8 protein-coding genes are annotated in these 11,541 nt (G+C 71.4%); 4 read left to right on the top strand and 4 right to left on the bottom strand.

Annotated elements, in window-relative coordinates; all coding sequences use genetic code 11:
* Positions 1-42 precede the first annotated feature (42 nt).
* From ACZ58N_RS10650 to ACZ58N_RS10635, 4 genes are read left to right on the top strand one after another with little or no spacing between them, the layout of a single operon-like run.
* Complete coding sequence (locus ACZ58N_RS10650) at positions 43-939, top strand: metal-dependent hydrolase (RefSeq protein ID WP_471157685.1); 897 nt, start codon at positions 43-45, stop codon at positions 937-939.
* Complete coding sequence (locus ACZ58N_RS10645; protein ID WP_471157684.1) at positions 936-1,979, top strand: PDR/VanB family oxidoreductase; 1,044 nt, start codon at positions 936-938, stop codon at positions 1,977-1,979. The genes ACZ58N_RS10650 and ACZ58N_RS10645 overlap by 4 nt, the downstream gene beginning before the upstream one ends.
* Positions 1,980-2,030: 51 nt before the next feature.
* On the top strand, positions 2,031-2,783 hold the full coding sequence (locus tag ACZ58N_RS10640) for a TetR/AcrR family transcriptional regulator (RefSeq protein ID WP_471157683.1): 753 nt from the start codon (positions 2,031-2,033) through the stop codon (positions 2,781-2,783).
* A 25-nt stretch (positions 2,784-2,808) separates the two neighbouring features.
* Positions 2,809-3,345 (top strand): GNAT family N-acetyltransferase, encoded by a 537-nt coding sequence (locus ACZ58N_RS10635; RefSeq protein ID WP_471157681.1) that lies wholly within the window; start codon positions 2,809-2,811, stop codon positions 3,343-3,345.
* Here ACZ58N_RS10635 and pulA read toward each other — a convergent pair.
* The 4 genes from pulA to ACZ58N_RS10615 form a co-directional block, all read right to left on the bottom strand.
* Positions 3,332-8,698, bottom strand: coding sequence for a pullulanase-type alpha-1,6-glucosidase (gene pulA, locus ACZ58N_RS10630; RefSeq protein WP_471157680.1), 5,367 nt, complete (start codon positions 8,696-8,698; stop codon positions 3,332-3,334). The genes ACZ58N_RS10635 and pulA overlap by 14 nt on opposite strands.
* A gap of 90 nt (positions 8,699-8,788) precedes the next feature.
* A complete protein-coding gene (locus ACZ58N_RS10625; RefSeq protein WP_471157678.1) occupies positions 8,789-10,513 on the bottom strand; it encodes a carbohydrate-binding module family 20 domain-containing protein in 1,725 nt (574 codons plus the stop codon).
* A 479-nt stretch (positions 10,514-10,992) separates the two neighbouring features.
* Positions 10,993-11,283, bottom strand: coding sequence for a hypothetical protein (locus ACZ58N_RS10620; protein ID WP_471157676.1), 291 nt, complete (start codon positions 11,281-11,283; stop codon positions 10,993-10,995).
* Complete coding sequence (locus ACZ58N_RS10615; RefSeq protein WP_471157674.1) at positions 11,276-11,455, bottom strand: hypothetical protein; 180 nt, start codon at positions 11,453-11,455, stop codon at positions 11,276-11,278. The genes ACZ58N_RS10620 and ACZ58N_RS10615 overlap by 8 nt, the downstream gene beginning before the upstream one ends.
* Between the last annotated feature and the right edge of the window lie 86 nt (positions 11,456-11,541).

The following is an 11,541-nucleotide window of genomic DNA, read 5'->3' as shown; positions in this document are numbered from 1 at the left end:
GGAGGGGTTTTCCTCACCCGTACCCATCAGTACATTGACGCCATGTCTAATACGCCGCTCGTGCCCGCCCCCGTGGCGTCGGAACAGACGGACCTACAGCCGCGGAACGTCTCCTTCTCCTGGCAGGACACCCCGCTCCACTGGCTGCCCGGCGACCCCTTCGCCGGGCACACCATCAACGTGCTGCACCTGCTGCTGCCCGCCGGTGAACGCTGGTTCGTCCACGTCTACAAGCAGGTCCTCCCGTACATCACGGACGAGCGGCTCCGGGCGGACGTCATCGGCTTCATCGGGCAGGAGGCGATGCACGCCGCCGCCCACGACGACGTGCTCCCGCACCTGAAGCGGCTGGGACTGGACCCCACCCCGTACACCGCCCAGGTCGACTGGCTCTTCGAGAAACTGCTCGGCGACCGGACCCTGCCGCCGGGACGGGCCCGCAGGTGGTGGCTGATGGAACGGGTCGCGATGATCGCCGCGATCGAGCACTACACGGCGTTCCTGGGCGACTGGATCCTCAACGCCGACGAACTCGACCGGCGCGGCGCCGATCCGACGATGCTGGACCTGCTGCGCTGGCACGGCGCGGAGGAGGTCGAACACCGTTCGGTGGCCTTCGACCTCTTCATGCACGTGGACGGCAACTACCGGCGGCGCGCCCGGACCTGGGCGACCGCCTTCACGGCCCTGGTGTTCCTGTGGCAGCGCGGCGCCCGCTTCTTCATGGAGAACGACCCGCACCTGCCGGCCGCCAAGGCCTCCCTGGGGCAGTTCTTCCGGGCGGGACAGCAGGGCGTCCTGCCCTCGACGGGAGCGATGGTGAAGTCGATCCCGACGTACCTGTCCCGTACCTACCATCCCTCGCAGGAGGGTTCCACCGCCCAGGCCGAGGCCTACCTGGCCACCTCGCCGGGCGCCAACGGCGGAGTCCGGCCGTGAGGCGGGCCCTGACGGTCGCGGCCGTCGCCGGCGCCGCGTTCCTCACCCGGCGCGCGCTCGCCGGGCGGATCCGCCGCTCCCCGCTGTGGCCGCTGCCCGCGCTGGAGCACCCGGTGTCGGGTCACTCCCCGCGGCGGCTGCTGAGCGCCCTGATCGTGTCCCGTTCGGAGCCGGCGCAGGGGGTGCTGCGGCTCGTCCTGGAATCCCCCGAGCTGCCGGCCTGGGCGCCGGGCGCGCACGTGGACATCGTCCTCCCCTCGGGTCTGGTCCGCCAGTACTCGCTGTGCGGGGACCCGGCCGAAGCCGGCCGGTACACGATCGCGGTCCGGCTGATCGAGGACGGCCGTGGCGGCTCCCGCGAGGCGCACGCCCAGCTGGTGGAGGGCGCGGAGCTGGAGGTCCGCCCGCCCCGCAACCGGTTCGAGCTCGCGCCCGCGCCCGCGTACGTCTTCGTCGCGGGCGGTATCGGGATCACCCCGATCCTCCCGATGCTCCGCGCGGCAACGACCTCCGGCGCCGACTGGACCCTGCTGTACGGGGGCCGCTCGCGCACCTCGATGCCGTTCCTGCCCGAACTCGCCGCGTACGGCGACCGGGTCACTGTCCTGCCCGAGGACGAGACGGGCCTGCCGGACCTCGGCCCGCTGGCGGCGCTCGCGCCGGGCACCCTCGTCTACTGCTGCGGCCCGGACGCCCTGATGCGGGCCGTGACCGCGGCGGTGGCGGACCCGTCGGCGGTGCGCCTGGAGCGGTTCGCGCCGGAGGCGGGCGGCCCGGCGCGGCCCTTCACGGTGGAACTGGCCCGCTCGGGCCGCAGCGTGGAGGTCGCGGCGGACGAGTCGACCCTGACGGCGGTCCGCCGGGAGCTCCCCAACACCCCGTACTCCTGTGAGCAGGGCTTCTGCGGAACCTGCCAACACCGGGTGCTGGAGGGGGAGATCGACCACCGCGACGAACTCCTCACCGACGGCGAACGCGCGGACTCGATGCTCCTGTGCGTCTCCCGCGCCGCCGCGGACCGCCTGGTCCTGGACCTGTAACGGCCGGTGGGGGCCCGGCTCCCGTCCCGTGGCGCGCAGTAGGGTGTCGGCATGACAACCGGGGTGCGGCGCAGGATGGGAGTCGAGGAGCGGCGGCAGCAGCTGATCGGGGTGGCCCTGGAGCTGTTCAGCAACCGCTCCCCCGACGACGTGTCGATCGACGAGATCGCGGCGGCGGCCGGGATATCGCGGCCGCTCGTCTACCACTACTTTCCCGGCAAGCTCAGCTTGTACGAGGCCGCGCTGCGGCGGGCCGCCGACGAGTTGGCGCAGCGGTTCGTCGAGCCCCACGAGGGGCCGCTCGGGGCGCGGTTGCTGCGGGTCATGGGGCGGTTCTTCGCGTTCGTGGACGATCACGGGCCCGGATTCTCGGCGTTGATGCGCGGTGGTCCGGCGGCCGGCAGCAGCCGGGCGAACGCGATGATCGACGAGGTGCGGCAGGCCGCGTACGAGCAGATCGTCTCGCACATCGGGGTGCAGGAGCCGCCCGCCCGGCTGGAGCTCGTCGTGCGGTCGTGGGTGTCGCTCGCCGAGTCGACGGCGTTGATCTGGCTCGACGGCCGGCGCATTCCGCGGGCCGAGCTGGAGTTGCAGTTGGTGCACGACTTCGCGGCGCTGGCCGCGGTGAGTGCCGCGTACGACGCGGAGATGGCGGGGATCCTGGGGCAGATCCTCGTGCACGAGCCTGCGGACGGGCCGTTCGGGGAGCTCGTGACCCGGCTGGTCGGGTTGGTGCCCGGCAGCGGCGCCGTGGCCGGCTCCGGCGAAGGTGACGACCGCGGCGGGGCGCCCGCGACGGGATGATCACCGCTGTGGCGATAATGCCCGCGTGATCATTGACGACGAGATCCTGTTCCGGCGGGCCGTGAAGAAGGACGTCGGCACGTTGGTCGACCTGTACGACCAGGCCGCCCGGTGGATGCAGAAGCGCGGGATCGAGCAGTGGAAGCCCGGTGAGAAGGACGCCGCGCACTTCCTGACGAAGATGCGCGAGGGCGAGGTGTGGCTGGCCGGGGACCCGGACCGGCGGATCGTCGGGGCGTACGAGCTGTGGTGGTCCGACGAGGAGGCGTGGGGGGTCCAACCGCCGGTCGCGGGCTACGTGCACCGGCTGATGGTGGACCGCAGGACCGCGCCGGCCGGGACCGGACGCCGCATGCTCGAACACGTCGAGCGGCGCGTCGCCCGGTCCGGGCTGGCCCGGGTCCGGCTGGACTGCGTCTCCACCAACCCCCGGCTGCTCGCGTACTACCGCAACGCGGGCTACCGGGTGGTCGGGGAGTTCCCCCACAAGGAGGGGGCCGACGGCAGGATCTACGGGGTGATCCTGTTGGAGAAGCGGTTGGACCGGCTCACCGTCGTGTGAAGACGGACACGGTGCGGGCCGGTGCGGTGAACTCCCCCTTCGTCACGTCGTACCCGGCGGCCTTGACCACCGGGTCCGCGCCCGACCGCTGGACGGGGTGCAGCGCGTACGGGGTGCCCGCGAGGGCGGGTACGCGCTGCCGCTGGACCGCGGGGGTGGCGTTGAAAACGACCACGAGGTCGCCGAGGGTCATGGTGATCACGCCGGGGGTCTCCTCGGGGCCCGAGAGCGGGAACGCCAGCTTCGCCGCGACGGCGTCCGCGGTGGTGAGGTTGAAGGCGCTCTCCGTCGTACGGATCCGCAGCAGGTCCCGGTAGGCGGCCGACGTCGCGGTGATCTCGGCGCAGCCGGGGGCCGGTGCGGTCAGCAGGGGCTTCGCGTAGGTCCACTTCGAGCGGTTGTCGGCCGCGGGCGGCAGGCCCCGACCGAAGCCGTTGCCGTCGCGGCAGTCCCAGTGCAGGGCGTTGAACCAGTCGCCGCTGTCGTAGGAGTTGCGGTCCAGGGACTTCGAGCGCAGCAGGTCGGTGCCCGCCTGGGAGAGCGCCGGGCCCTGCGAGAGCTCGGCGGTGGCCATGGCCAGGACCTGCATGCGGGCCTGGTCGGCGGGTGAGGTGCCCTGCGGGAGCTTGAAGGTGAGGGCGTCGGCGAGGGTTTCGTTGTCGTGGGCGTCGACGTAGGCGAGGGCGTCGCCGGGGGCGGCCGCGTACCCGGCCGGGGAGCCGTTGTAGTCGACCTCGGAGCCCTTGACGCGGCGGCCCGTGGTGTCGGTGAAGGTGTACGAGGCGAGGTTCCCGGAGAGCCCGACCTTGATCAGGTCCTGGGAGTGCAGGAGCCGGGTGCGCTGTTCGGCGGGGGTGCCGTTGGCCGGGGAACCGTTGGGGTCGGTGAACAGGCCGGTGGCGAAGCCCTGGACGCGCGGGTCCTCGTCGAAGGGCCCGCCGCCGCGGACGGCGTCGCGGGCGCGGTCGGAGAAGGTGGCGATGCCGGTGCCCGCCATGTTCTTCTGCGTGGCCTGGACGAAGCGGGCGTCGTCGGCGATCTCACCGAAGTTCCAGCCCTCCCCGTAGAGGACGATCCTCTTGCCGTCGACGCCGTCCTTGGCGACGGTCAGGGCGTCGAGTGCCTTGCGGACGGCGAGGACGTTCTCCTTCGGGTGGTGGCCCATGAGGTCGAAGCGGAAACCGTCGACCTTGTACTCCTTGGCCCAGGTGACGAGGGAGTCCACGACGAGCCGGCCCATCATGGCGTTCTCGGGGGCCGTGTTGGCGCAGCAGGTGGAGGTGGCGACGCCGCCGTCCGCGAGGAGCCGCTGGTAGTAGCCGGGGACGATGCGGTCCAGGACCGATTTGTCGTCCTGCCCGGAAGCGACGGTGTGGTTGTAGACGACGTCCATGACGGTGCGCAGCCCGGCCCCGTTCAGCGACTGGACCATCCTGCGGAACTCGACGGTGCGGGCGGTGCCGTTCGGGTCGCTCGCGTACGAGCCCTCCGGCACGGTGTAGTGCAGCGGGTCGTAACCCCAGTTGTACGAGTCCTTCGCGGCGGCGGCCGCCACGCAGGCCTGCTGCTCCTCGCTGTCGGGGGCGTAGATCTTCAGGTCGCAGGCGGGTTCGGTGCGGTCGGCGGGCTTCTCGGGGATGGTGCCGATGTCGAAGGCCGGCAGCAGGTGAACGTACGAGGTACCGGCGGCGGCGAGGTCGCGCAGGTGCCGCATGCCCGCCGAGCCGGTGTCGGTGAAGGCCAGGTACTGACCCCGGTGGCTGCTGGTGCGGTCCGCGACGGAGAAGTCACGGACGTGCAGTTCCTGGATCCGGGCGGAGGTGAAGGGCACGGCCGCCGGCTTGCGCAGGGCCTTCCAGCCGGGCGGGGCGAGCTTCGGGTCGGCGAGGTCGACGGCGAGGCTGTGCGTCGAGTCGGCGGTGAGGGCGGTGGAGTAGGGGTCGGTGACGAGGTTGCGGACGACCTGGCGGGTGCTGGGCGCCCAGACGGTCACGGCGTACCGGTAGGGCTTGCCGCTCCAGGAGCGTTCGCCGCGCACCGACCAGACGCCGGTGGTGTCGTCGCGGCGCATCGGGACGCTGCGGCCGTCGAGTTCGAGCGCGACGTGTTGGGCGGTCGGCGCCCACACGGACAGGGTGGGGCGGCCGTCCTTGAAGACGGGCCCGAGCGCGGCGTTCGTCGCGTACAGGTCGTCGAGGATCCCGGCGAGCTGGACGCCGGTGGCGGCGAGGGCGGCTCCGTTGGCGGTGCGGGCGCTCGCGACGAGTTGGCCGCGCAGGGCGTCGCGTACGCGGTCGCGGTCGCGGGGGTCGACGGTGAAGGCCGGGTGGTCGGCCAGGTGCGGGAACTTCTGCTTCTGGGCGGCGGTGAGCTCGGAGCGGTTCAGCCGCAGCCAGGTGGCGCCGGCCTCGCGCAGGGCACCGTTCTCCGCGGTGATCCGGCCTTCGCGGGAGGCGAGGAGTTGCACGGAGGCGGCTGCGGCGGGTGCCTTCCAGGCGACGGTGTCCCGGTCGATCCAGACGGCTTCGGCCTTGGCGAGGTCGAGGGCGGCGGCCGATCCGGCGGGCTGCGGCAGCAGGTACGTCGGGCGGCCGGCCAGCATCCACACCTCGTGGCCGGTGGCCTTCAGGTCGAGGAACTGGTCGGTGGGGAGGTCCTTCTCGTCGCCCTTGTGGAGGATGTAGCTCAGGCTGGTGGCGCCGGGCGCGAGGGGCACCTCGTAGACCGCTCCGTAGGAGTCGAACCGGGCGGGCATCAGCGGCTTCGACCAGTCGGTGGGGTTGGCCGCGCCGGTCCACACGTGCAGGCCCCAGCCGTCGTGGGCGCCGTCGGGCCGCTGGTGGTGCAGGACGGCTTTCGTCGTGTCCTGCGGCGGTTGGGCGGGGCGGTCGGTGCGGGCGGGTTCCTTGCCCTGTTCGAGCCAGACCTCACCGGTCCTCGTCACGTCGATGGTGCGGTCGACGGCGACGTCCTTGTTGCCGTCCTTGTCGATGACGAGGTAGCTGACGGAGGAGGCGCCGGGCTTCAACCTGACGTGGGCGAAGGCGCCGTAGGCGTCTCGACCGGTGAAGGCGTGCCCCTCGGGCCACGGAGCGGTCTCCCCCTCGGCCACGTCGCCCCAGGCGTACAGTCGCCAGTTCGCGTAGTCGCCGTCGGGGCGGTTCCAGTGGACGACCGCGTAGTCGCGTTGCGTGGCGGTCGGGGTTTCCCTCGGCGGCGCCTGTCCGGCGACGGACGCGGCGAGCGCGGAGGCCGTGCGACCCGCCGGGTCGATGACGACGGCCTTGTAGCGCAGGGGCGTTCCGGCCGGGGCCGTGACGTGCTGGGTGACCTTGTACGGGGCGTGGTCGGCGGAGCCGAGGACCTGCCACTTCCCGGTACCGGTCTGCGCGGCGAACACGACCCGGTTCAGGCCGCCGCCGGTGACGTCGGCGGACACCTCGACGGTCCCGGTGGCGCCGGGGGCCGGGGCCTTCAGGGTCAGCGAGGGTGCGGTGGTGGGCAGGGCGAGCGGGGCGACCGCCTGGAGGACCACCGAGCCGAGCGCGGGCAGCGGGACGGTGAGCTTGCCGGCCGCGGAGGCGCGGACCAGCGCGGTGCCGCCGTACAGGGTGCGGTACTGGGCCCCGGCCGGGGCGTCGATCTCCACGGTGCGGCCCTCGGGGGCGTTGTTCGCGGCGACCAGGTACTCGGTCCGGGTACGGGCGTCGGTACGCGCGAAGGCGTACACCGGGCCGTCGGCGAGGCGCTCGCTCTGCACTCCGTCACGCAGGGCGGGGTGGGCCTTGGTCAGCTTCGAGAGGGCGGCGATCTGCCGGTACAGCGGGTGCTTCGGGTCGAAGGCGTCGCTCGCGTGGGTGCGGTCCGTGCCGAGTTGGTCGTCGTCGAGGTAGTCGGCCGTCCGGGAGGCGAACAGGGGCTGCCGGGCGTCCTTGTCGCCGCCCGAGCCGGTGAAGCCCTGCTCGTCGCCGGAGTAGATCACCGGGTTGCCCCGGGAGAGGAACATGAGCTCGTTGGCCAGCCGGTAGCGGTCGAGGATCTCCTGCTCCCCCGCCCCGGGCCGGTCCTGCTTCAGGAAGGTCCCGAAGCGTCCCATGTCGTGGTTGCCGAGGAAGGTGACCTGCTCGTAGGCGTTCGCCTTGTCGGTGGTGTACCGGTAGTCGTCGGCGAGTACGGAGCCCAGCCGGCCGGCGGCCGCGCCCTGGGAGGCGTAGGCGCGGATGGCGTCCTGGAGCGGGAAGTCGAGGGTGGCGTCGAGACGGCCGCGGGTGACGTACGGGGAGGTGACGGCGGTGTCGGCGGAGTAGACCTCACCGAACATGAAGAAGTCGTCGCGGCCCCGCTCGGCGGCGTACGCGTCGAGGGCGGTGGCCCAGCGGGTCCAGAACTCCGTGTTGACGTGCTTCACCGTGTCGATGCGGAAACCGTCGATCCGGAAGTCCTTGACCCACTTCTCGTAGATCTTCTCCATGCCGCTGACCACATCGGGACGCTCGGTCCACAGGTCGTCGAGTCCGGAGAAGTCACCCTGCTCCGAGGACTCGCCGGCGAAGGTGGAGTCACCGCGGTTGTGGTACATCGCGGGGTCGTTCAGCCAGCCGGGCACCTTGAGGTTCTTCTTCGCGTCGGGCACGAAGGGGGTCCGGGGGAAGGAGTCGGGGCCGGTCTTCGGGAACGCGCCCTTGCCCTTGGCGTCGTTCCCGGTCTTGGCGTCCGCGTAGTCGGCGTCGTCGAAGGGGACGCCGTCCTTGGTCAGGTAGGGGAACGCGCCCTTCGACAGGTAGGAGTGGGACCCCTCGCGGTAGTCGACGACGTCGGCGGTGTGGTTGGTGATGACGTCGAAGAAGACCTTCATCCCTTTCTTGTGCGCCGCGTCGATCAGCTTCTCCAGGTCGGCGTTGGTGCCGAAGTGCGGGTCGACCTGCGTGAAGTCGGTGATCCAGTAGCCGTGGTAGCCCGCCGAGGCGTCCTTGCCCTCGCCCTGCACCGGCTGGTTCTTGAAGATCGGCGCCATCCAGATGGCGGTGGTGCCCAGGCCCTTGATGTAGTCGAGCCGGTCGGTGAGGCCCTTGAGGTCACCGCCCTGGTAGAAGCCCTTGTCCGTCGGGTCCAGGCCCGTTTGGAGGCGGGTGCCGGTCAGACCGCCGCGGTCGTTGCGCGGGTCTCCGTTCGCGAACCGGTCGGGCAGGACGAAGTAGAACTGTTCCCGGGTCAGGTCGTGCCGGGCCGGCTCGGCGGCCAGCTTCGCGTCCGGGGGCGGGGCGGGGGCCTGTGCGGCGGCCGCCGCCGGTAGGACGGGCAGGAGCGTCACGGCCAGTGCGGCGGCGAGCGCTCCTGCGACGGGGCGTATCACGGCGGATTCTCCTCGGTCACGGGGTGGAGGGCCGCCCGGCGGTGGCGGGTCCGTCGGGTGCCGGGCGGCCCTGGTCTGCGGGGCGGCGGCTCAGTTGCGCCAGGTGTCGGTCAGCGTGACCTTGCCGCTCGCGGGGACGGTGGCCGTACGGTTGGCGCCGCTCTCCCAGGTGACGTTCCCGGCGGCGTCCTTGCGCACGTACTTGTAGGCGAAGGCGGCACCGGCCGGGAGGCCCGCGTCGAGCTTCCACACGGGGTAGGTCGCGGGGTCGAGCTTCAGGGCGGCGGACGGGTTCCAGTTGCCGAGCTCGGCGCGGTCCCCGGTGACGTACACGTCCTGACCGGGCACGGTCGTCGCGGTGACGGCGAAGGAGGCACCCGTCGCCGGGGACGGGTTCTCCGGGGTCGCGGCGCAGGTTCGGGCGTTGACGTGCAGGGCGAGCGCGGTGCCGGCGCCGAGGGTCGCGGTGAAGCGGCCCGAGCCGTCCACGGTCACGGCGCGACCGCTCTGCACGTCGCAGTAGGCACCTGCCGGGAGGGAGGTCTGGAAGGTGGTGGTGAACGCGGAGCCCTCGTGGTTGATGGCCACGTACGCCTTAGCACCGCGCCCGAACGCGATCCGGTCGCCGCCGTTGTCCCACCAGTTCGTCACGGACTGGCCGCGGGCCGCGTTGCGGAAGCCGACCATGGAGGAGATCTCCCGCCAGGCGTGCTGGCACTTCCAGCCGTCCGCGTAGCAGGCGTTCACGGTGCCGCCGTTGGGCGGGCCGGCGTCCTTGTCGGACCACTCGTAGCCGGAGTGCACGTCCGGGGAGCCGTAGGGCCAGGCCAGCATGAAGACGTTGGCCAGGGTGTAGGCGGAGCCGTTCTTGTAACTGAGGGTGTCGCCGACGCGTTCGGTGTCGTGGTTGTCGACGAACACGCCGCTCCGCGCGGAGGCCATGTGGCCCCACGCCTCACCGAAGTTCTTGAGGTGGGCGAGGTTTTCGTCCTGGAAGACGCGCTTGAGGTCGCGGGCGTAGCGGAACTCCTGGACGTCCCCGCTGCCGAGGTACTCGCTCGGCGAGACGGCCTCGCCCGCGCCGAAGATGGCCTCCTGCTTCCAGTACACGCCGGGGTTCGTCAGCCGGGACTTGATGTTCGCGAGGTCACCGGCGGGCATGTGCTTCGCGGCGTCGATCCGGAAGCCGTCGACGCCGAGGGACAGCAGGTCGTTGAGGTACCCGGCGATGCGGCCCCGTACGTAGTCCTCACCCGTGTCCAGATCGGCCAACTGCACGAGCTCGCAGTTCTGGACGTTGCCCCGGTCCTGGTAGTTGGAGATCGTCGCCCGACAGTCGTCCATGTCGGCGCCCGAGTAGAGGCCCGGGTAGTTGTACTTCGTGTACGAAGTACCGCCGGTCCCGGTGTGGGTGGCGCCCGCGTCCGCCGGGCCCGCCATGTGGTTGATGACGGCGTCCGCGACGACCTTCACGCCGGCGGCGTGGCAGGTGTCGACCATCCGCTTGAACGCGGCGCGGTCGCCGAGCCTGCCGGCGATCTTGTAGCTGACGGGCTGGTACGAGGTCCACCACTGGCCGCCCTGGACGTGTTCCTGGGGCGGTGAGACCTGGACGTACCCGTACCCGGCGGGTCCGAGGCCGTCGGTGCAGGCCTTGGCGACGGAGTCGAACCGCCACTCGAAGAGCACGGCGGTCACGTCCCGCTCCCCGGGAGCGGCGGCCCGCGCCTGCGGGGCCTGGGCGGTGAGGGTCCCGGCGGCGGCAACTGCGGCGACGGCGAAAAGGGTTGCAGCTCTGGCGGCTTTGACAGGCATGCGGGGGCCTCCTGGCGTAGAGGTGGGGATTGCACGCGACCGTAGGGCCAGGCCGGGAGTGTTGCAAGACTTTGCGCAAGAGGTTGCAGATTTGTTTCCGGGGGTGGGTCGCGGTGCTGCTCGGGCCACCCGGTGCGGGCTCCAACTCCTCCGGATCAGGGAGGGTTTGGTGGTTTCCCGCCGGTCTCATCGTCTCCCCGTGTCGGGCCGGTCCCTCAAGGGCGCTCCCTGCGGTCGCGTCGCTTCGCGATGGCCTACGGCCACCCTTGACCGACCGACCCGCCCCGGAAAGCCGAAGACCGACGGGAACCCCCCAAAAGAACGGTCACGGGTCAGAGAGGGGAGGTGCGGGTCCCTCAGGGACGAGACGACGGGCCGGGCGCCGGCAGATCGGGCATACGGGGAGGTCGGAGGGCCTGCGGCCGGACCACGAGCGCGGGCACGGGCTCTACCTGCCCGTCAGGACGAGGGAATCAACATCAGCGCACGTCAGACCGCCCACACGCGCCGGATCCATGGGCACTTCGCTCGGTTCGGCGTCCGCCGGCCGCCTTGGGCTGGTCGGCGGCGGGGGCGACATTGGCGACCGAGGTGGTGAATTCACGGCCGGACGCGGCACGGATGTAAGCCAGCTCCATCCAGCGCTCCACCACCGTGTCCGAGACGTTCTCATTGACCACGGCCATCAGTTCGCCCTCGACGCCCGAAGCGACATCGCGGACCCGGCGACGCAGGAGCCGATGCGGCACGTACTCGTACTGCTCACTCATCGACCGAATCCTCGATGGAGAAGACGAAGAGTTCCCAGCCGGCGCGTGCCCGCTCACACAGTTCTTCACTGATCCCGAACCGCACTCCCCAGTCCGGACCGTGGACCCTCACGAGGGGCTGGAGCCCTCCGAGTCCGCCCGAATCCAGGCCCTCCGCGCCGTCCATTGTCATGGCTCATCCCTTTCCCGACTCGACGACCTGTTCGCGACAAGTCCAAGGAAACCGACGGAAGTCGGCGGACTCCACAGCATCGATGC

The sequence above is a fragment of the Streptomyces sp. NPDC040432 genome (genome assembly GCF_055595445.1).
Note: the sequence above shows the minus strand (reverse complement) of the source record. Positions and strands in the feature narration are given on the sequence as shown.